Here is a 20,299-nt window from a genome sequence, read left to right on the forward strand (position 1 = left end):
TAGCAGATAGCCCCGTCGCCACGCAGCGGTCCGCGTGTGCTCATTGCGCAGGGTTAGCCTATCGCATACCATCGATTTCGACACGATGTTTCGCTGTGCAGAACAACAATTCGAATCCAGAGCCAATACAGGCTCGAAAAAGAAACGGAGAAGTCGATGTCTGCTCAACCCTCCGGTCACGTGGCCCGCGAGATTGCCGGTCACGCCTACCAGAACCTCCACGACCTGCTGCGCGATGCCTGTCGCGCATTCCCCGAGCGCCTCGCGTTCTCCTGCGGCGACAGCCATCTCACCTTTGCCGAGCTGGACCGCCAGGCCGACGCCTTCGCCCGCTACCTGCGCCACCACGCCGGCCTGCAACCCGGCGATCGCCTGGCGCTGATGCTGCCCAACTCCCTGCAGTACCCCATCGCCACTTTCGGCGCGCTGAAGGCCGGCGTGGTGCTGGTGAACACCAACCCGCAGTACACCGCCAGCGAGCTGCGCCACCAACTGGCCGACTCCGGCGCCAGCGCCGTGCTCCTGCTCGATCGCCTGCTGCCACTGCTGCGCGGCGTGCAGGCGCAAAGCGAGGTGCGGCAGGTGCTGCTGACCTCGATCGATGACATCGAGCGTCCGCAGTTCGACAGCGACGAGGCTGACTGCACGCGCTTCCAGCAGGCCCTGCGCCTGGGCGCGGAGGCACCGCCGGTGACTGCCGAGCCGGGCCTGGATCGCCTCGCGCTGCTGCAGTACACCGGTGGCACCACGGGCGTGTCCAAGGGCGCGATGCTCAGTCACCGCAGCCTGATCGCCAACGTCGTGCAGACCCTGGAGCTGTTCCTGCGCCCCGGCCTGCTGGAGCCGGCCACCGACGTGCGCATCGCGCCGCTGCCGCTGTACCACATCATGGCGTTCTCGACGAACCTGCTGAGCTCGGTGGGCATGGGCCTGCACACCGTCTTCATCCGCGACGGCCGCAATCTCGACGAGATCATCGGCGCCATGCGCCGCTATCCCTTCACCCTGATGAGCGGGATCAACACCCTGTTCGTCGGCCTGATGAACCACCCGGACTTCTCCGCCATCGACTTCAGCCACCTGAAGTGGGTGACCTCCGGCGGTGCACCGCTGAACCGCGAAGTGGGCCGGCGCTGGGAAGCGGCGACCGGCGCGCCGGTGCGCGAAGGCTTCGGCCTCACCGAGGCGTCACCGGTGGTCTCCACCGGCACGCTGCTCAGCCCCTACCGCGAGGGCTATGTCGGCCAGGCGCTGGTGGATACCGAACTGCGCACCGTGGACGAGGAGGGCAACGATACCGGCCCCGACCAGCCCGGCGAACTGTGGCTGCGCGGCCCGCAGGTGATGCAGGGTTACTGGCAGCGCCCGGAGGAAAGCGCCCAGGTGCTGACCGCGGACGGCTGGCTGAAGACCGGCGACATCGCCGAGCTGGACGCCAACGGCATGCTGAAGATCGTCGACCGCAAGAAGGACATGATCCTGGTTTCGGGCTTCAACGTGTTCCCCAACGAAGTGGAAGACGCGGTGATGCGCCACCCCGGCGTGCGCGAGTGCGTGGCCATCGGTGTGCCGGACGAGCGCAAGGGCGAGTCGGTGAAGCTGTTCGTCAGCCTCAAGGATGAGTCACTGGCACCGGCGCAGATCATCGCCCACTGCCGCGAGCACCTCACCGGCTACAAGGTGCCGAGCGTCGTCGAGGTGCTCGACGAGCTGCCCAAGACCAGCGTCGGCAAGTTGCTGCGCCGTCAGCTGCGCGACCTGGAACTGGCCAAAAGGACCACCGCGTGAGCACAGCGTCTATGGTTGAAGCAGGTGCGCACGACGAGACCCGCAGCATGACCGAGTCCTTCCACCGTATTGGCGTGATCGGCGCCGGGGCCATGGGCCGCGGCATCGCCCAGCTGTTCGCCAGCGCAGGCAAGTCGGTACGCCTGTACGACAGCAACCCGCAGACCGTGGAGCAGGCGCTGGCCTTCAACCGCGAGCTGCTGGAGCGCGCGGTGGCCAAGGGCAAGCTCGCCGCGGACGGCCTCGACGCAACGATGCAGCGTTTGCTGCCGACCCACAGCCTGGATGAACTGGCCGACTGCGACCTGCTGATCGAGGCCATCATCGAGGACCTCGGCGCCAAGCAGGCGCTGCTCGCCGAGCTGGAAAAACGCGTGGCGCCGGATGCCGTGCTGGCGAGCAACACCTCGTCGCTCTCGGTCACCCGCATCGCCGCGCGCTGCCAGCATCCGGAGCGGGTCGCCGGCTTCCACTTCTTCAACCCGGTGACGCTGATGCGCATCGTCGAAGTGGTGCGCGGCCAGCGCACCAGCGAGTCGGTGGTGCGCCGCCTGAGCCGTCTGGCGGAGCAGGCCGGGCATTACCCGGCGGTATCGCCGGACAGCCCCGGCTTCATCGTCAACCACGCCGGCCGCGCCTTCAGCACCGAAGCACTGCGCATCCTCGGCGAAGGCATCGCCAGCCCGGCGCAGATCGACCGCATCCTGCGCGACGGCGTGGGCTTTCGCATGGGGCCGTTCGAACTGCTCGACCTGACCGGCCTGGACGTTTCCCACGCGGTGATGGAATCGCTCTACCAGCAGTTCTACCAGGACCCGCGCTATACCCCGTCGCCGCTGGCCGCACAGCGCGTCGCCGGCGGCTTGCTGGGGCGCAAGAGCGGCGAGGGCTTCTACCGCTATCGCGACGGCCAGGCCGTGCGCGAGCCCGAGGAGCAGCACGACAGCGTGCTGCTCAATCGCCCGTACTGGCTCGACAGCCAGGACCCGGAACTGCGCCACCGCGTGGCGGCGATCCTCACCCTCGGCGGCGTGGTGCTGGAAACCGGCGAGGCGCCGTCGTCCCGCGCCATCTGCCTGGTCACCCCGCTGGGCGTGGATGCCAGCACGCGCATCGACGCACTCGGCCTGCCGCCGGAACGCAGCCTGGCGCTGGAGACCTTCACCGAACTGGACCGCCGCCGCGTACTGATGCGCCAACCGGCACTCGACCCCAAGCTCGAAGCCCAGGCGCGCCAGGCGCTGGGCAGCGACGGCGTGCCGGTGGAAGTGATCAACGATTCGCCCGGCTTCATCAGCCAGCGGGTGGTTGCCGGGATCGTCAACCTTGGCGGCGAGATCGCCCAGCGCGGCATCGCCACCCCGGTGACGCTGGACCGCGCGGTGCAACTGGCGCTGGGTTATCCCCTGGGCCCGCTGGCCTTCGGCGAGCACTACGGCGCAGCGCGCATCCTCACCATCCTCCAGGGCCTGCAGGTCTGCTACGGTGAGGCGCGCTACCGGCCCAGCCCATGGCTGCGCCGCCGCGTGCAGCTGGACTTGCCGCTGCACAGCCCGGACAGACCGGAGTGACGCTCAACCTGAAGCTGCGCAGACTTCAGCGGAAGCTGAGGAACTCCCCAGCCTTCAGCTTCTCCAGCGCGACCTTGCGTTCTGCCGGCGGCAGCGCCCCGAGCTTTTCCACCCGCGCATAGAACGCCGGCCAGTTGCCGCCGACCTGGGCGAACAGCGCGGCGAAGGCCGGCACCCACTGGTCGTAGAGGCCGAAGGGCAGCAGCTTGGCATTGTTCAGCGGAGCGTTGACCCAGGCGTCGAAGGGCGCCTTGCCGCCCCAGTCCTCATCACGCATCCGCGCGTAGTCGCGGCGCAGGCGCTCGAACTCGGCCTGCTTGCCGGTACGCTTCTGGGCGTCGCTGCGCGGGCTGGCATAGAGCACCTGCAGGCGCTCGCGGGCATCGAGCACCAGCTGGGTGAAGCGCTTGCGTTGCTCGGCCAGCAGCGGCGATTCGTCCGGCAGATGGCGCGCGGCGCGCCAGCGGCGGCCGCCCTCGGCCTCGACGAAGGAGGCGTAGGACTCGTTGAATGCCGTGTCGCCGGGCAGGTAGAACTTCTGGTGCGCCAGCTCGTGGAAGATCGTCTCGGCCAGGCGCTGGTCGCCCCAGCGCAGCATGCTGCTGAGGATCGGGTCGTCGAACCAGCCGAGGGTCGAATAGGCCTCCACGCCGCCGACGTAGACATCCAGCCCCTGCTCCTTCAAACGCTTCGCCTCGGCCTGCGCGCCCTTGTCGCCGTAGTAGCCGCGGTAGGCCACGCAGCCGGCGATGGGAAAGCAGTGGGTCAGTGGCTGCAGCGACAGCTCGGGCGTGGCGAACACGTTCCACACCACGTTGGGTCGGTGGATGTCGGCGTAGAGGCGGTAGCTCTGGTTGTCCGGCAGGCCCAGCTCGGCGCTGGCGAAGGCGCGGGCCTCCTGGGACAGCTCCAGGCGCTGGCGCAACGCGGGGTCGCGGGTCGGGTCGGCGACCACTTCGGCTACCGGTTCGCGGGCGGCGAGCAGGCGCAACTGGCCGTCCGCCAACTGGCCGTAATAACCCACAGTGGAACAACCGCTCAGCGCCCAGATGGCCAGGCAGGGAACCCAGCGGCACAGGCGGCTGTCGAGTGTCGGGATAAGAAGGCGGAAGGGCATGCGCGGAACATAGCACAGGGCCTGGTCCGCTCGCTGCCGCCCCCTTGACCCAGGAGCCCCACCGATGCGCGCCCTCCTCATACCTGCCGGCCTGCTCGCCCTGAGCGGCTGTTCGATGCTGATGCCCCAGCCGGACCCGAACCGCGCCTGGGTCGATCTGGACACCAATAGCCAGAGCGACTTGGCGGCCATGGAAGTGGATAACAAGGAATGGTCCAGCACCCGTTACTTCGAGGTCGACCCGGGCTCCCACGAACTGCGCGTACGCTTCCAGTTCCAGGTCGAGCCGGTGGACATCGGCCCGGTGGACGAGGCGCTGTGGCGCGACTGCGAGATCACCGTGCAGTACAAGGACTTCAGCGCCGGCCAGCGCTACCGCCTGGAGACCGGCAGCATCGGCTTCCGCCCCTGGGCCAAGCTCTATGACGCCCAGGGCGGAGAAATCGCCCGCGGCCGCGAACGGGGCTGCGCCAAGGCCTGAGCGGGGTATGCTGTGGGATGAACCCATCCCACGGTGAGCCTCCATGCGCCCGCGTCATCTTCCCGGCCTCCTTCCCCTGGGCCTCGCCCTGCTCGCCGGCTGCGCCAGCCCGCTGCCGGTCCACGACCCGCAGATGGCCTGGATCGACCTCTACACCACGCCGGGCAAGACGCTGATGGCCGAACGCCTGGATGGCCAGTCGGTGAACGACGGCCGCTTCTACCAGGTGACGCCGGGACGCCACGAACTGGTGGTGCGCTTCCAGTACGAGGTCTCCAGCGGCGGTGGCATGGGCCAGATGACCGACCCTTCGGAACTGACCTGCCGGGTCAAGGTCACCTACGACGACTTCGCCGCCGGCCAGCGCTACCTGCTGGAGCTGCGTCCGCAATTGCGCAGCGCCCTGGCGCTGCTGACGGACGCCGATGGCAAGCTGGTAGCGAAGACGGATTTCCAGGGCGCGGTGCGCTGCGGGCCGTTCTGAGCCACAACCTGCAGAGGGGCGGGGCGCCAGCGCGTTCCTGTAGGCAGTTCCTCCCGCGCAGCATCCTGTCGTACAGTCGCGCTCCCAGTGAGCGGAGACTCGCGAACACATGCACACGCTGCTCGATTTCAAGGAAGAAGCGCTGGCCGAGTACCTGAATTCGGCCCTGCGCCGGCACGGGCTGGACTCCTACGTCTTCAATGTCGGCGTGGCCCCTGACGGCAGCCCGCTGTTCTCCATCGCCTGCCCCAATGTGAGCGAGATGAATCAGGCGCGCTACCTGATCTACTCCAGCACGTACTTCATCCGCGACATTCACCCCGAGGCCGCCGAAGAGCTACGCAAGATCCGCTGGGAGGCTCGTCGCAAGGGCGGCCAGATGCTGCTCGGGCTGCTGACGTCCAAACCGGCGCTGGTGTTCTCGGCGCTGGCGCTGAGCGCCGCCGTGGTGGGTTACCTGCTGGATCTTTAGTCGCGCGCAAGGCGTGCTTGCCCGGTCGAGCGCCGCGCTCAGCCGTCGTTCTTCTGGTAGATGATCCGCCGCTGACCGTTGTCGCAGGTGCCGACCACCATGTTCGGGTCCTTCACCTCGGCCTTGTCCACGATCTCCAGGGTATAGGAGGTCACCCCGGCGGCCTGGATCTTGGTCTCGATCTCGGCCTTGAGCTCCTCGCAGGGCTTCACTGCCGCCCAGCTCGCGCCGCTCGCCAGCAGCACCGCCACGCCCGTCGCCACGGCCCACTTCATCGTCGTCATCACATTCCCTCGTCAAAGCCCCACGGCGGGGCACCCTATCCTAACGGTGGACCTCCACCGTGCAACAGAGTGCCCCGTGGGCTCAATCGAGGCTGGCGTCGAGGGTGATGCGCGCGTTGAGCACCCGCGAGACCGGGCAGCCGGCCTTGGCCTTGTCGGCGATGGCCTGGAAGGTCTGCGCGTCGGTGCCCGGCACCTTCGCCTTCAGCGTCAGGTGCACGGCGGTGATGGTGAAACCGTCGGTGAGCTTTTCCAGGCTGACTTCGGCCTTCGTATCGATACTCTCGGCCGTCAGGCCGGCCTCGCCGAGCATCATCGACAGCGCCATGGAGAAGCAGCCGGCATGAGCTGCGCCGATCAGTTCCTCCGGGTTGGTGCCCGGCTTGTCTTCGAAACGGGTGTTGAAACCATAGGGTTGCGACTTGAGCGCGCCGCTTTCGGTGGAGATCGAGCCCTTGCCGTCCTTCAGGCCGCCCTGCCAGTGGGCCGATGCCGATTTCTTCATGTCGCGTCCTCCGCGTGGGTTGCAGTCAGGACGTTCGAGGGCGGGAAGGTTTGCGGGGTTCAGCTTTTCGTAGGAGCGAGCTTGCTCGCGAACCCACCCAGCCGAGTAGCTGCCGGCGAGCACCGTTCGCGAGCAAGCTCGCTCCTACAGGCAGCAAGTGCGATGAAAAAGGCCGGGCCCCTCGCGGAGCCCGGCCTCGATTCAGGTCCAGGCGCTTACTTGGAGTACAGGATTTCCTTGGTGCCGCCTTCGCAGGTGCCGACGACTTGCTTGCCGCCCGCGCTGCCCTTGTCGACGACCTCCAGGTTGAAAGAGGCGACGCCCTTGGCCTTGATCTTCGCTTCGATTTCCGACTTCAGCTCTTCGCACGGCTTGCCGGCGGCATAGACGTTGCCAGCCAGGGCGAAGACCCCCACAGCGATCAGGAACTTCTTCATCGGTAACGCTCCCTCGTCGTTCACAGAAAAGGCCCGAACGGGCCGGAAAACCGGGCTACCCCGGTACGCACGACCACGCGCCTCGCCACCATGGCAGCAGCACGTGACAAAAGAGCCGCGTGACAAACGGCCCTCGACAAACAGGATCGAGCTGCAGGCGATCTAGCTGTTGGCGATGCGGAAGCCGACCTTGATGGTCACCTGGTAGTGCCCCACCGCGCCGTTCTCGATGTGCCCGCGGGTGTCCACCACCTCGAACCACTCCAGGAAGTCGATGCTCTTGGCCGCCTCGGCCAGCGCGTTGTTGATCGCATCCTCGATGCTGGTGCGCGAGGAGCCGACCAGCTCGATCTTCTTGTAGGTGTGGTGATTGGACATTGCCTCTCTCCTGGGTCTGGCGGCGCACAGGCAGAATGCCAGCGCGCTCAATGGACAGTAGTAGAGGGGTGGACCGACGGCAAACGGGGGCGGTTCAGAGTTTACGCCCGGCCGTTCAGCTCCACCTGCAACCAGCTCGCCAGGCGTTCGGCGCGCGGATCGGCGCGACGTTCGGGGACCCACAGCGCCAGCCGCGCGGTGGTTTCGACGAAGCCCCAGGGCGCGGCGAGGCGGCCGGCGGCGAGGTCATCGGCTACCAGTTGCTGCGGCGCGATGGCCACGCCAAGGCCTGCCACGGCGGCTTCCAGCAGGTAGTAGAGGTGCTCGAAGCCCTGGCCGAGCTTCAGCCGCGTCGGGTCCAGCCCGTGGCGCGCGGCCCATTCCGGCCAGGCCTGCGGGCGCGATACGGTGTGCAGCAGCGACTCGCCCAATAGCGCCCCGGCGGGGGCCTCGCGCAGCTGCTCGAAGCGTGGGGAGCGCGGGCTGAGCACCGGGCCGATGCTTTCCACCGCCAGCTCCAGCACGCGCATGTCCGCCGGCCAGGGCGGCGTAGCGAAGCACAAGGTGGCGTCGAGGCCGCCACGGCGCGGGTCGAGGTCGCCGTCGCTGGCGGAAAGCTGCAGGCGCAGGTCCGGCAGGTCGCGGTTCAGGCGGTCCAGGCGGGGGATGAACCAGCGAGCGAGCAGACTGCCGGGGCAGCCGAGGACGAACGGCGCGTCACCGCCAGCCTGGCGGCGCAGCTCGGCGCAGACGCTGCGCAGGCGCTCGAAGGAATCACTGGCCACTTCGCTCAGGCGCACGCCGGCATCGGTGAGTTTTACGCCGCGCCCTTCCTTGACGAACAGGGTCACGCCCAGCTCTTCTTCGAGCAGACGAATCTGCCGGCTGATTGCCCCGTGGGTAACGCTCAGCTCATCAGCCGCCGCGCTCACACCGCGCAGGCGGGCGGCAGCTTCGAAGGCGCGCAGGGCGTTGAGCGGTGGGAGGTCTCGGCTCATGGCGTTCTATCCGTGAGTTTTCCTGACATGTCATGGCGATCTTATCGCTTTTCCCCGTCATCACGCAGCCGTATCCTGAGCAGCATTCGCAGGAGCCGCGCCGCCATGGCCGCTCCTGCAAGACCAGAGCCCCTCTCCCTGACCCTCTCCCGCAAGCGGGAGAGGGGATTGTTCGGTGCAGGTTGAAACCTCGGTATCAGCCGGCACATACGGCCCTCTCGCCCTTCAGGGAGAGGGCCGGGGAGAGGGGGAGCCCAGGCACACTGTCTCGGAAAGAGACACGATCCAGGAGTGATCCCATGTCCACACTGCGCACCGGTCCAGACGCCAAGGGCCTGTTCGGCCACTTCGGCGGCCAGTACGTCGCCGAGACCCTGATGCCGCTGATCCACGATCTGGCCCGCGAGTACGAGATGGCCAAGGAAGATCCGGAGTTCCAGAAGGAGCTCGCCTACTTCCAGAGCGACTACGTCGGCCGCCCGAGCCCGCTGTACTTCGCCGAGCGCCTGACCGAGCACTGCGGCGGCGCGAAGATCTACCTGAAGCGCGAAGAGCTGAACCACACCGGCGCGCACAAGATCAACAACTGCATCGGCCAGATCCTCCTGGCCAAGCGCATGGGCAAGAAACGCATCATCGCCGAGACCGGCGCCGGCATGCACGGTGTGGCGACCGCCACCGTGGCCGCGCGCTTCGGCATGGAATGCGTGATCTTCATGGGCACCACCGACATCGATCGCCAGCAGGCCAACGTGTTCCGCATGAAGCTGCTGGGCGCCGAGGTGATCCCGGTCACCGCCGGCACTGGCACCCTGAAGGACGCGATGAACGAAGCGCTGCGCGACTGGGTGACCAACGTGCACAACACCTTCTACCTGATCGGCACCGTGGCCGGCCCGCATCCGTATCCGGCGATGGTCCGCGACTTCCAGGCCGTCATCGGCAAGGAAACCCGCGAGCAGCTGGCCGAGAAGGAAGGGCGCCTGCCCGACTCCCTGGTCGCCTGCATCGGCGGCGGCTCCAACGCCATGGGGCTGTTCCACCCGTTCCTCGATGACGCCAGCGTCAAGATCATCGGCGTCGAGGCCGCCGGCCACGGCATCGAGACCGGCAAGCACGCGGCCAGCCTGAACGGCGGCGTACCGGGCGTACTGCACGGCAACCGTACCTTCCTGCTGCAGGACGAGGACGGCCAGATCATCGACGCGCACTCCATTTCCGCCGGCCTGGACTACCCCGGCATCGGCCCGGAACACGCATGGCTGCATGACATCGGCCGCGTCGAGTACACCTCGATCACCGATCACGAAGCTCTCGACGCGTTCCACCAGTGCTGCCGCCTGGAAGGCATCATTCCGGCGCTGGAGTCCTCCCACGCCCTGGCCGAAGTCTTCAAGCGCGCGCCGAACCTGCCCAAGGACCACATCATGGTGGTGAACCTGTCCGGTCGTGGCGACAAGGACATGCAGACCGTCATGCACCACATGCAACAGGAGCCGCAAGCATGAGCCGCCTGCAGACCCGCTTCGCCGAACTCAAACAGCAGAACCGCGCCGCCCTGGTGACCTTCATCACCGCCGGCGATCCGGGCTACTCCACCTCGCTGGACATCCTCAAGGGCCTGCCCGAAGCCGGCGCCGACGTGATCGAGCTGGGCATGCCGTTCACCGACCCGATGGCCGACGGCCCGGCGATCCAGCTGGCCAACATCCGCGCCCTGGGCAACGGCCAGAACCTGGCCAAGACCCTGAAGATGGTTCGCGAATTCCGCGCCGGCAACGACACCACCCCGCTGGTGCTGATGGGTTACTTCAACCCGATCCATTACTACGGCGTGGACAAGTTCATCGCCGACGCGAAAGAGGCCGGCGTCGACGGCCTGATCGTCGTGGACCTGCCGCCTGAGCACAACGAAGACCTCTGCCACCCGGCCCAGGCCGCGGGCATCGACTTCATCCGCCTGACCACCCCGACCACCGACGACAAGCGCCTGCCGACCGTGCTCGAAGGCAGCTCCGGCTTCGTCTATTACGTCTCGGTGGCCGGCGTGACCGGCGCTGGTGCGGCGACCCTGGACCACGTCGCGGAAGCCGTGGCGCGCCTGCGTCGCCACACCGACCTGCCGGTCTCCATCGGCTTCGGCATCCGCACCCCGGAACACGCGGCGAGCATCGCCCGCCTGGCCGATGGCGTGGTGGTGGGCTCGGCGCTGATCGACAAGATCGCCGAAGCCACCAGCTCCGCCGACGCGGTACAGAGCGTGCTCGGCCTGTGCCGTCAGCTGGCCGAAGGTGTACGCAGCGCTCGTTGAAGATTGCTCTTTTGTAGGAGCGAGCTTGCTCGCGAACAGTTATTGCCGGCAGCTCCGATGCTGGGAAGGTTCGCGAGCAAGCTCGCTCCTACAGGAAGCATGAAAAAGCCCGGCGAATGCCGGGCTTTTTCATTTCAGGCGAGGCTTATTCCACGCTCTCTTCCTGCGGCTCTTCCTCGCCGCCGGCAGCCGGACCACCCAGGCCCAGGCCTTGCGCGGAGCCCATGGCGAAGGCCATGAATTCCGGCACGCTCATGTCCTTGCCGTTGAACTTCACCTGGTCGTTGGCGTAGGCCAGCGAGCTGGACAGTGCGTTGCCGTCGAGCACCGCCCACTGCGAGTTCAGGGCCATGCCGCTGAACAGGTCGGTCATGGCGTCGGACTGCTGCTTGAGCGCCACCGGATCGACGCTGCCAGCAGCCTCGCCACCCAGCGAGCCCTGCAGCGCGACGATGTCGCCGATCACCGCCTTGTCCACCTTCAGGTCAGCCTTGAGTGCAGCCAGGATGCTGCGCGCCATCTCGTCCGGCGTAGCGGCGGCAGCGTTGGGCTTGCGCAGGTCGACCGACAGCGAAGCCTTGGCTACGCCGTGGCTGGTCTGCAGGGACAGCTCGTCCAGCGACAGCACCGGCGAGCCTTCCAGCAGGGCCAGGCCCAGACGCTTGAGCTCCTCTTCCTGCGCCGGGGTCAGCTCGGTGCTTTCCAGGCTGTCCAGGGCCATCTTGTTGTAGGACTCCTTGAAGGTCTTGAGCACGCCCTCGTCGAGGTTGCGCAGGCTCAGGTCCAGCTTCACGCCGCCGATCTCCTGGCCTTGAACCACGACCTTGCCGACGCGGTAGGAAACGCTCTGGTCCAGGCCCTTGCCGCCCTGCTTGAGGGTCTCTTCGACCACGGCGTCGCGCAGTTCGACTTCCGGCGCGCCCGGCGACTTGATGTTCAGGCTCTTGATGGTGGCGGAACTGGGGCCCAGGGCAAACCCGTTGGCGTTTTCCTTCTTGTCGCCCTGCATGCCCAGGTCACGCAGCTGTACGCGCGCCGGCTGACCGGTGTTCTCGTCGGTGAAGTCCAGGTCGACCTCGGCGAGGTTGCCCACGGCACTCACGTCCTTCTTGTCGCCGGAGACGTTGAAGGTGATCTTGGCCGGAGACAGGCGCAGCTTGTCGCTGTCCTTGGCGAACTCCAGCGCGGCGGTCTCGACGGCGCCTTCCTGCTTCTGGTCGTAATGGATGGTCAGCTCGCCGAACAGCGGGGCCTTGCCGCCAGCGGCGGTGAACAGTGGGGCGGTGAGCTCGTTCTGCTCCAGGGCGAAATGGCTCTGCGCCATGACCGGCGCCAGCTTGCCGGCCGCCAGGCGCGAAGCCGGGAAGGGGCCGTGTTCGAGGCGATCGGTGAACACCAGGATCTGCGGCTCTTCGCCTTCCTTGCCGGTGAAGGAGAGGTTGTAGCGCGCGGTGCTGGAGAGCAGGCCACGCTGGATGTCCACCAGGGTCAGGTGGGCGCCCAGGCCGGGAGCTTCCTGCTCAAACAGTTCGTTGGCTTCGGTGATGCCGCGGTTCACTTCCTGCTCGACACGGCTGCCGGTGTACCAGGCGCCGGCAACGGCGGCGCCGACGATGGCAACGGGAATGGCGATGGCCAGGGCGGTCTTTTTCATGCTGAGTCCTTTCAGGTGCGGCCGAACGGGGGACATCCTGTCGACCGTTTATGGGAGTGGGCGGCGGGATGCTAGCAGGCGCACTGCCATCACTCCAGCACCGTTGACGATCCACTTCACAGCGCCAGCATTGACCGCCGGGGCACGGCTGTCAGGATAGAGCGCTCCGACCCACCGGGAAGAACCGCCCATGGCCCTGCTGCACAGCCTCCATCACGTCGCCCTGATCTGCTCGGACTACCCGCGCTCCAGGCACTTCTACACCCAGGTGCTGGGCCTGAAAGTGGTCGCCGAGACCTACCGCACCGCCCGCGACTCCTGGAAGCTCGACCTGGAACTGGGCGACGCGCGGCTGGAGCTGTTCTCCTTCCCCGGCGCGCCGGCGCGACCGTCCTATCCGGAGGCACAGGGGCTGCGCCACCTGGCCTTCGCCGTGGAGAACCTGGAGGTCGCTGTCGCGCACCTGGAGAGTCACGGCGTGGCCTGCGAGCCGATCCGCGAGGACGAACTGACCGGCAAGCGCTTCACCTTCTTCGCCGATCCGGACGACCTGCCGCTGGAGCTTTACGAGCGCTGATTGCCTGGCCCGGCACCTTACGGGTAACCAGGCGCCTGCAGGAGCGAGCTTGCTCGCGAACCCGCCCAGTATCGGAGCTGCCGGCGAAAGCGTTCGCGAGCAAGCTCGCTCCTACCAATTCAGGCCGGCACGGCCTCGCTGCCCAGCGCCCCGCGCAGGCTCGCCAGGTCGCGCAGCGGCGGCGCGCCGAACAGGCGGCTGTATTCGCGGCTGAACTGTGACGGGCTCTCGTAGCCGACGCGGTGCCCGGCCACCGCCACTTCCAGCCCTTCCGAGAGCATCAGGCGCCGGGCTTCCTGCAGGCGCAACTGCTTCTGGTACTGCAGCGGGCTCAGCGCGGTCACTTCCTTGAAGCGGTGGTGCAGGGTGGACACGCTGAGGTTCACCTCGCGGGCCAGGTCCTCGATGCGCAGGGACTTGTCGTAATTGCGGTTGAGCCATTCGATGGCGCGGGTGACGCGGTGGGTCTGGCTGTCGGTCATCGCCAGGTCGTGCAGCAGGTGGCCCTGCGGGCCGCGCAGCAGGCGGTAGAGGATTTCGCGGACGAACAGCGGCGCCAGCATCTCGATGTCGCGCGGGGTGTCCAGCAGGCGCATCAGCCGTAGCAGGGCATCGAGCACGGTGCAATCCACACGCTGCAGGTAGATGCCCCGGCTGGCCGGGCGCGGCGCGCTGCCGGCAAGGCCGGCCTCGGCGATCAGCCGGGTCAGCTCGCCCGGGTCGATGTCCAGGCGGATGGACAGGTAGGGCTTGTCCGGCGAGGCCTCGATGACCTGGCCGGAGACCGGCAGTGTCACCGACACCACCAGCAGGTTGAGCTCGTCGTAGCGATACACCTCACTGCCCAGGCGCACTTCCTTGCAACCCTGGGCGATCACGCACAGGGCCGGGCGGTAGAGCGTCGGCATGCGGCCTTCGTTGGGGCAGTCCCCGCGGGCGACCAGCAGGGAATCGATGGCGGTTTCGAAGAGACCTTCACCCTGGCAGTGGCGCTGGATGATGTCGGCCAGCTCCTGGCGGCCGGCGGCGATGGGATCAAAGGCGGGAACGGACTGGGACATGCACAGGACCTCCAGTGGCGGCGCACGAAGCTTACGCCCACGGCGCATGCGCGCGTGTGACAGTAAGGCAGCCGCTGGAGGATCAGGCAAGCAATCGGCAGGAATGGACAAGTCATCCCGTCATCGGGTCGCGCACCGTGGCGGTGCAGGGGACGGAAATACCCGGTTTCAGACTGCGGCGAATGCCACGCAGGATCAGGCAAGAAGCCGACAGCATCCGGATAACGCCCGGGCCTGGCGGGGCCGTACTCTTCCTGTCAGTCGTCCGAGGAGCCACTTCGGACTTCTTCCTGTAACGCGGAGGACAGGACATGCACTGGCAAACCCCCATCGAACACGAATTGCAGATCCACCCCCGGGCGGGACACGAGGCGGAACTCGGCGCCCTGATCGACAACCTGGTCGACGGTGCACGCCGCGCGCCGGGGTGCCTGCGCTGCCAATTGGTCGCCCGTGAGAACGGCCAGCCGTGGCTGCTGCAAGGCAGCTGGAAAGACGAAGACGCCCTGCTGGACTACTTCGCCACGCCCTCCTTGCAGCTGCTCGGCGAAGTGCTGTTATGCCACTGCCGAAGCCTTGGCGGCGGCATAGTGGAAACCCTCGATCAGGCCACCGGAAAGGTGGCCTGAGTCTTTTCAGGCCCTCAATACTCCAGGCTCCAGCCCAGGGTGAAGGTGCGGCCGCGGCCCTGGTAGTCATAGAGATAGGCCGGCCCGTAGGTCGGCGAATAGAACAGCGCCGCGCGCTGGCCCCAGACGGTGCTGTACTGCTTGTCCAGCAGGTTCTGGATACCGGCGCTGAAGGTGCCGAAGCCGGTCTTCTGCTCGCCCATCAGGTCGAAGGTGGTGTAGCCATCGATCTCATGGTCCGCATCGTCCTTCAGGTTGAACGCGTGCTGTGCCTGCAGGCGGGCGCTGCGCTCGCCATCGCCCCAGCCGACGAACGCGGTGGACTTGGACAGCGACGCATAGCGCGCATCGCGCTTGATCCAGTCGCCGTCGGCATCCTCTTCTTCCGAACGCACCAGGTGCAGCGTGGTACCGCCCTGCCAGCCGTTGTCGAAGTAGCGGGTGACCGCGCCTTCGAAGCCGAAGTCGCGGCTCTTCTGGTCTTCCACGTCGATGGTCAGGGTCGCCGCATCGGTGGTGATGATCTTGTCCGACCAGATGTAGTAGACCGCCGCCTGCGCCTGCCACTGCATATCGCTGTAGCGCCAGCCGGTCTCGACCTGGCGGCTCTTGATGCCGGCCAGCGGGTTGTCGTCCACCGACAGCCCAGCCTTGCCGTAGTACTTGGCCGGGTCGGGCAGGTCGAAGCCTTCGCTGTAGTTGGTCCAGACCTGGTGGCCGTTCTTGAAGTCATAGATCGCGCCGAGGTTGAACAGGTTGACCTGGTAGTCGTTGCTGCCGCCGGGCACGCCTTTGAAGTCGTCCACCTCGACGTCCATCTTCTGGTGGCGGGCGCCACCGGAGATAGTCAGGTTGTCGGTGGCCTTCCAGTCCAGCTGGCCGTAGAAGGACAGGCCATCGACGATGTAGCTCGGGTAGCGCGGCGCGCTGCTGGCGGTTTCCAGGTCCAGGCCACCGCTCTCGGAGGACAGGCGCTGGTCGAAGACCTTCTGCTCGGCGTTGAAGCGCTCGTGGTCGAAGTCCACGCCATAGGTGAACTTGAACGCATCCCACTGCTTGCTGAACAGACCCTTGAGGCCGCTGACCTCGAAGTTCTGCTGCGAGCCGGCGAAGTACACGCCCTTGGAACCGGTCGGCTTGCCGGTGTTGTAGTAGGGGAAGGGGTAGAAGTTGTCGTCTTCCTTGCGGTAGTACGCCTGCAGGTAGAAGTCCTGCTCCAGCAGGTTGCTGTGGTGGTAGTTGGCGTTGAGCAGCACGCGGCGCGAGCGCGGCTCCAGGTCGGTGTCCAGGCCGCTGCGGATTTCCGCATCCTCCAGGTTCGACGGGCCCTGGTACTTCAGGTTGGGAAAGTAGATGCCGGTGCTGCCGTCGTTGCCCGAGTCGTAGTACTGCGCCAGCAGGTCGAGGCTCTGCTCGTCGGTGAACTGCGCGGTGAGGTTGCCCATGACGTCGACGGTGCGGTTGTACTGCAGGTCGGTCTGCGTGTTGTCGATGAAGATCTGGTTGCCGCCACCGTCGTAGAAGGCCTCGTTCTTCTCCGCCGAGACGCCCAGGCGGCCCACGACACGGTCGTTGCCGCCGCTGATGGACTGCGCGGCGCGGGTCGAGAGGTCATCGCTGTTGTTGAAGCCGCTGGTGGCGCCCAGTTGCGTCTCGAAGCGCGCATCACCGGCGGCGCCTTTCTTGGTGATGATGTTGATGATGCCGCCGGTGGCGCCGCCGCCGTAGATCGCGCTGGCGCCGGAGAGCACTTCTATGCGCTCGACGTTGAACGGCGAGATGCTGTCGAACTGGCGCGACAGGCCGCGCGAGCTGTTCTGGCTGACGCCGTCGATCATCACCAGCACGTTGCGCCCGCGCATGTTCTGGCCGTAGTTGGTGCGGCCCTCGGGTGCCAGGTCGAGGCCGGGAACCAGTTTGCCCACGGCTTCCTTCAGGCTGACGCCGGTATCCAGCTGTTCGCGCAGCTGGGTCTGGTCGACCACCCAGACGGTGCCGGGGATCGAGCTGATATCGGTGGGTGTGCGCGCTGCCACGCTGATCTGCATCGGCGCCAGGCTCAGGGCCGCGGAATCGTCCTTCTCGCGCTTGAGCAGCACGGTGCGCTCATCGGTGAAGCGCCAGCTCACGCCGCTGCCGGAGAGCAACTGGTTGAGCGCCTCTTCGGTGCTGTAGGTACCGTCCAGCCCTTCGCTCTGCAGGCCCTGGATGTCCTCGGAATTGAACAGCAGGTGCAGCCCGGCCTGGTCGGCGAACTGGGTCAGCGCGCTGTCCAGGCTGCGTGGGGCGATATGCAGCTCGACGGCGGCCGAGTTTGCGGCGTGGACGACGGGCGCAGCGGCGCCGAGCAGGGAAGCGAGCAGGATCGCGCGGTGCAGCGGGGAAGGACGGTAATGCATGCGGGTGAAATCCGTTCTTGTGTGGGCAGGGTCGCGTATTGAGAATTTTTCGCGTTCCTGCCTACGACGAAACGGTCATGCAAACCTTGCAGTGCTGAATGAAAAATATTTTCATTTCCTTGCGCAAAGCATCGAAACCCACGTGGACTCTCGTAGGGCGGATGAAGCGGAACGATTCATCCGCCGGTACGGTGAGGACGGCGGATAACGCCTGGGCGTTATTCGCCCTACGGCTCTGCCCGGCATAGGGCAAGGCGTCCTTTGTAGGAGCGAGCTTGCTCGCGAACGGATTTCCCGGCGGCTCTGCGGTTGGGCGGTTCGCGAGCANGCTCGCTCCTACGAAAAGCGCTACGTCAGGCTTTCGGGGCGGGACGGATCAGCACCAGCCAGGGCAGGTGGGTGACCGTCACCGGCTGCAACCGCTCCAGCGTCTTGAGCAAGGCGCCGGGGTCCTGCAGGTCGAAGACGCCACTGACCTTGTGCTGGCGCAGCGCGCTGTCGGTCAGCACGATGCGGCCGGGCACGTAGCGCTCCAGTTCATCGAGCACCTCGCCCAATGGGCGCTGGTTGAAGATCAGCTTGCCGCGCTGCCAGGCACTGGCGCTGGACAGGTCCAACGGCTGCGCCGGCTCGGGCGCGGCGCTGTCGCGGTAGCTCAGGCGCTCGCCGGCGGTCAGCCGCACCGGCGCGCTGCCGGCGCTGTTCACCTGCACCACGCCCTCGCTCACGTCCACACGCACCTGCGGCCCACGGCTGTCGACATCGAAGCGCGTACCCACGGCGCGCACTTCGCCGCCCCTGGCTTCGACGATGAAGGGCCGCGACGGGTCCTTGGCCACCTCGAACAACGCCTCGCCGCCATGCAGGCGCAGGCGCCGCTGCTGCGGGCTGAAGTCGACGGACAAGGCGCTGTCGCTGTTCAGCCACACGCGGCTGCCATCGGCCAGCTCCAGCATCCGCCGCTCGCCGGTGCGGGTCGCGTAGTCGGAATACAGGCCGGCCAGCGGCTCGGGCAGGGCGATGGTGACGGCAATTACTGCGACACAGGCCGCCGCGGCCAGCGCCAGCCAGCGGCGCGGACTTCGAGCTCGGCGGCGGTAATCCTCGGCAGTGCGGGTTTCCGGCAAGGCACCCCACAGCGCCTCGGCCTCGCGGGCGGCGCGCTCGTGCTCCGGGCTCTGCCCGCGCCACCGCAGGAACTCCATGCGCTCAGCGGCGCCGGCACTGCCCGAGTGCAGCTGCACCAGGCGCTCGATGGCTTCGTCGGAGGGGGACAGCTCCACGCGGCTCATGGCGTGCCCTCCTGGCGCTGCGCCCAGTCGCGGCAATGGCGCATGGCCTGGACGATGTACTTGCCCACCATGCTCTCGGACACGCCCAGGCGCTGGGCGATCTGCGCGTGGGTGAGGCCGTCGAGGCGGTTCATCAGCAGCGCCTCGCGGGCCTTGGACGGCAACTGGTCGAGGGCGGCGTCCAGATGTTCCAGCGCCTCATGGGCGAGCAGGCGGTGCTCCAGCCCGGACGCGGGATCGCTGAGATCGTTGGCGGCGGTTTCGTCGACATGCAGCTCGGCCAGCCGGCCCTCGCGGCGCAGGTTGTCGATGGCGATATTGCCGGCCACGCGGAACAGATAAGCGCGCGGGTCCTGCACCTCGGCTTCGGCCGGGTGGTCGGCCAGGCGCAGCCAGGTGTCCTGGGCCACGTCCGCCGCGCGCTGGTTGTCGCCCAATCGCCGCGCAAGGAAGCGCATCAGGTCCGCGTAATGCGCCTGGAAGCTCTGCAGCAGGGAGGAGGAGGCGAAGCGCCGCATGATGGCCGAAATACCCTGGTAAACCGGCCAACGTCTGTCAGGCCGATACGAAGGGTGGGCAGCATACACCGAATCGAGAATTATTATCGAATGCAAAAAAGTGTCAGCTCGTGAACTGCGAGAGGTCCAGCGGCCGCACTTCGCCCATCCATAGGCCGTGGTCGCGGTGATCACGCAGGTCATCGCCGGTGTTGGGGTGGACGAAGACCACCAGGCCGTCGCGGTTCAGCGCCAACCAGGGCACCAGGGTGGCGAAGGTGGCGTTGTCGAAGGCCAGCTGGCAGCTCCAGTCCGGGTGCGGGCCGACCGGCCGCTCATGCACGCGGCCCATCTTTGCGCCGAAGCGGCGTGCCGCCTCCTCGCACAGCGCGCGGGCGCGCTCGATGCTGCCGGCGTCAAAATAGACGTGGGCGTGGAAGTCCTGAATCTCGGTCATCGGTCCTGCTCCAGTTCCGCCTGCAGCCAGTCGACGAATCGCTGCACCAGGCGCATCCGCCGTTTGCGCTCGGGCAGCACGGCGTAATAACCGAAGCGCGATTGCTGCGATCCGGCGATGGGTCGGCACAGTAACCCCTGTTCCAGCAATTCGTCGACCAGGTGCCGCCAGCCAATAGCCACGCCCTGCCCGGCGATGGCTGCCTGCACCAGCAGGGTGTAGTTGTCGAAACGCAGCCCGGCAGGGGCCGGTGCGCCGTCGATGCCCAGCGCGCGGTACACGCCGCCCCAGTCGAACCAGCGGCTGGAGGCCTCCGGCTTGAGGTGCAGCAGCGGCAATTCGGTGAGTGCCTGGGGCGATAGCGGCAGCTCGCGGCCTTCGAGCAGGCGCGGGCTGCACACCGGGAAGACTTCCTCGCTGAACAGGCGCAACGCCTCGCCATGCTTGAAGCGCCCGTCGCCGAAGGCGATGGCCACGTCGATGTCGCTGCGCAGGGAAATCGGGCTGCGGTCGCTGCTGATCAGGCCGACGTCCAGTTCCGGATGCGCCTGGCGGAAGCGAGGCAGGCGCGGCATCAGCCAGTACGCAGCGAAGGCGAAGTCGGTGGCGACCTGCAGCACCTCGTGGGGATGCTTCGCGGTGACCGCGGCAATGCCGGCGTCGATGCTCTCCAACCCGGCCTGAACGTGCTGCTGCAGCACCTGCCCGCTTTCGGTGAGGGCGATGCCCCGGTGGATGCGGTCGAACAGGCGCACGGCGAGGAGCTTCTCCAGGCGCTTGATCTGCTGGCTGACCGCCGGCTGGGTGGTGCCCAGCTCGCCGGCAGCGGCGGTGAAGCTCAGCAGGCGAGCAGCGGACTCGAACACGCGGAGCAATTCCAGCGGCACGCTCATCGCAGCACTTCACA

At 67.0% G+C, this 20,299-nt stretch carries 22 protein-coding genes; 9 read left to right on the top strand and 13 right to left on the bottom strand.

The genetic code is table 11. The features are described from left to right. Positions 1-156: 156 nt before the first annotated feature. Both UB43_RS18070 and UB43_RS18075 read left to right on the top strand, forming a co-directional pair. Positions 157-1,788, top strand: a complete 1,632-nt coding sequence (locus tag UB43_RS18070) for an AMP-binding protein (protein ID WP_045213603.1) — start codon at positions 157-159, stop codon at positions 1,786-1,788. A 47-nt stretch (positions 1,789-1,835) separates the two neighbouring features. Then, positions 1,836-3,359 carry a 3-hydroxyacyl-CoA dehydrogenase gene (locus UB43_RS18075; RefSeq protein WP_045214196.1) on the top strand — a complete coding sequence of 508 codons (1,524 nt, stop codon included), beginning with the start codon at positions 1,836-1,838 and terminating at the stop codon, positions 3,357-3,359. 25 nt (positions 3,360-3,384) lie between these two features. Here the strand turns inward: UB43_RS18075 and UB43_RS18080 are convergent, their stop codons facing one another. Beyond that, complete coding sequence (locus tag UB43_RS18080; protein ID WP_045213605.1) at positions 3,385-4,476, bottom strand: aminopeptidase; 1,092 nt, start codon at positions 4,474-4,476, stop codon at positions 3,385-3,387. A gap of 64 nt (positions 4,477-4,540) precedes the next feature. Here UB43_RS18080 and UB43_RS18085 point away from each other — a divergent pair, with 64 nt between their 5' ends. The 3 genes from UB43_RS18085 to UB43_RS18095 all read left to right on the top strand — a co-directional run bounded on the left by UB43_RS18085 (position 4,541) and on the right by UB43_RS18095 (position 5,913). Continuing rightward, complete coding sequence (locus UB43_RS18085) at positions 4,541-4,957, top strand: lipoprotein (protein ID WP_045213607.1); 417 nt, start codon at positions 4,541-4,543, stop codon at positions 4,955-4,957. 43 nt (positions 4,958-5,000) lie between these two features. Next, positions 5,001-5,441 (top strand): lipoprotein, encoded by a 441-nt coding sequence (locus UB43_RS18090; protein WP_045213609.1) that lies wholly within the window; start codon positions 5,001-5,003, stop codon positions 5,439-5,441. Positions 5,442-5,550: 109 nt separating this feature from the next. Beyond that, positions 5,551-5,913 (top strand): hypothetical protein, encoded by a 363-nt coding sequence (locus tag UB43_RS18095; protein ID WP_045213612.1) that lies wholly within the window; start codon positions 5,551-5,553, stop codon positions 5,911-5,913. A 38-nt stretch (positions 5,914-5,951) separates the two neighbouring features. Here UB43_RS18095 and UB43_RS18100 read toward each other — a convergent pair whose 3' ends face one another. The 5 genes from UB43_RS18100 to UB43_RS18120 all read right to left on the bottom strand — a co-directional run bounded on the left by UB43_RS18100 (position 5,952) and on the right by UB43_RS18120 (position 8,515). After that, the gene (locus UB43_RS18100) at positions 5,952-6,188 is read right to left on the bottom strand and encodes a DUF1161 domain-containing protein (protein ID WP_045213615.1); all 237 of its coding nucleotides are present in this window, start codon (positions 6,186-6,188) and stop codon (positions 5,952-5,954) included. Between the two features lie 91 nt (positions 6,189-6,279). Beyond that, entirely contained in the window at positions 6,280-6,702 is a 423-nt protein-coding gene (locus UB43_RS18105) for an OsmC family protein (protein ID WP_045213617.1), read from the bottom strand. A 215-nt stretch (positions 6,703-6,917) separates the two neighbouring features. Beyond that, complete coding sequence (locus UB43_RS18110; RefSeq protein WP_045213619.1) at positions 6,918-7,139, bottom strand: DUF1161 domain-containing protein; 222 nt, start codon at positions 7,137-7,139, stop codon at positions 6,918-6,920. A 162-nt stretch (positions 7,140-7,301) separates the two neighbouring features. Beyond that, positions 7,302-7,517: a dodecin gene (locus UB43_RS18115; RefSeq protein ID WP_017518905.1), complete on the bottom strand. Its 216-nt coding sequence runs from the start codon at positions 7,515-7,517 to the stop codon at positions 7,302-7,304. Positions 7,518-7,618: 101 nt separating this feature from the next. Further along, entirely contained in the window at positions 7,619-8,515 is an 897-nt protein-coding gene (locus tag UB43_RS18120) for a LysR family transcriptional regulator (protein ID WP_045213621.1), read from the bottom strand. 299 nt (positions 8,516-8,814) lie between these two features. Here UB43_RS18120 and trpB point away from each other — a divergent pair, with 299 nt between their 5' ends. Both trpB and trpA read left to right on the top strand, forming a co-directional pair. Next, positions 8,815-10,023 (top strand): tryptophan synthase subunit beta, encoded by a 1,209-nt coding sequence (gene trpB / locus UB43_RS18125; RefSeq protein ID WP_045213624.1) that lies wholly within the window; start codon positions 8,815-8,817, stop codon positions 10,021-10,023. Beyond that, a complete protein-coding gene (gene trpA / locus UB43_RS18130; RefSeq protein ID WP_045213627.1) occupies positions 10,020-10,826 on the top strand; it encodes a tryptophan synthase subunit alpha in 807 nt (268 codons plus the stop codon). Before trpB ends, trpA begins: the two co-directional genes overlap by 4 nt. Positions 10,827-10,971: 145 nt before the next feature. Here the strand turns inward: trpA and UB43_RS18135 are convergent, their stop codons facing one another. After that, positions 10,972-12,480 carry a YdgA family protein gene (locus UB43_RS18135; RefSeq protein WP_045213629.1) on the bottom strand — a complete coding sequence of 503 codons (1,509 nt, stop codon included), beginning with the start codon at positions 12,478-12,480 and terminating at the stop codon, positions 10,972-10,974. Between the two features lie 190 nt (positions 12,481-12,670). Between UB43_RS18135 and UB43_RS18140 the strand changes: the two genes are divergently transcribed. After that, on the top strand, positions 12,671-13,057 hold the full coding sequence (locus UB43_RS18140; RefSeq protein ID WP_045213632.1) for a VOC family protein: 387 nt from the start codon (positions 12,671-12,673) through the stop codon (positions 13,055-13,057). A 119-nt stretch (positions 13,058-13,176) separates the two neighbouring features. Here UB43_RS18140 and UB43_RS18145 read toward each other — a convergent pair whose 3' ends face one another. Then, the gene (locus UB43_RS18145; RefSeq protein ID WP_045213635.1) at positions 13,177-14,118 is read right to left on the bottom strand and encodes an AraC family transcriptional regulator; all 942 of its coding nucleotides are present in this window, start codon (positions 14,116-14,118) and stop codon (positions 13,177-13,179) included. Positions 14,119-14,429: 311 nt separating this feature from the next. Here UB43_RS18145 and UB43_RS18150 point away from each other — a divergent pair, with 311 nt between their 5' ends. Then, complete coding sequence (locus tag UB43_RS18150) at positions 14,430-14,747, top strand: putative quinol monooxygenase (RefSeq protein WP_045213636.1); 318 nt, start codon at positions 14,430-14,432, stop codon at positions 14,745-14,747. A gap of 14 nt (positions 14,748-14,761) precedes the next feature. Here the strand turns inward: UB43_RS18150 and UB43_RS18155 are convergent, their stop codons facing one another. The 5 genes from UB43_RS18155 to UB43_RS18175 all read right to left on the bottom strand — a co-directional run bounded on the left by UB43_RS18155 (position 14,762) and on the right by UB43_RS18175 (position 20,285). Continuing rightward, positions 14,762-17,146, bottom strand: a complete 2,385-nt coding sequence (locus UB43_RS18155; RefSeq protein WP_045213639.1) for a TonB-dependent receptor — start codon at positions 17,144-17,146, stop codon at positions 14,762-14,764. 353 nt (positions 17,147-17,499) lie between these two features. After that, positions 17,500-18,438: a FecR family protein gene (locus UB43_RS18160; protein WP_045213641.1), complete on the bottom strand. Its 939-nt coding sequence runs from the start codon at positions 18,436-18,438 to the stop codon at positions 17,500-17,502. Beyond that, complete coding sequence (locus UB43_RS18165; RefSeq protein WP_045213643.1) at positions 18,435-18,956, bottom strand: sigma-70 family RNA polymerase sigma factor; 522 nt, start codon at positions 18,954-18,956, stop codon at positions 18,435-18,437. The genes UB43_RS18160 and UB43_RS18165 overlap by 4 nt, the downstream gene beginning before the upstream one ends. A gap of 103 nt (positions 18,957-19,059) precedes the next feature. After that, positions 19,060-19,392 (bottom strand): DOPA 4,5-dioxygenase family protein, encoded by a 333-nt coding sequence (locus tag UB43_RS18170; RefSeq protein WP_045213646.1) that lies wholly within the window; start codon positions 19,390-19,392, stop codon positions 19,060-19,062. Further along, the gene (locus UB43_RS18175; RefSeq protein WP_045213648.1) at positions 19,389-20,285 is read right to left on the bottom strand and encodes a LysR family transcriptional regulator; all 897 of its coding nucleotides are present in this window, start codon (positions 20,283-20,285) and stop codon (positions 19,389-19,391) included. Before UB43_RS18175 ends, UB43_RS18170 begins: the two co-directional genes overlap by 4 nt. Between the last annotated feature and the right edge of the window lie 14 nt (positions 20,286-20,299).

This window comes from Pseudomonas sp. 21, from assembly GCF_000955805.1.
Lineage (GTDB): Bacteria > Pseudomonadota > Gammaproteobacteria > Pseudomonadales > Pseudomonadaceae > Pseudomonas.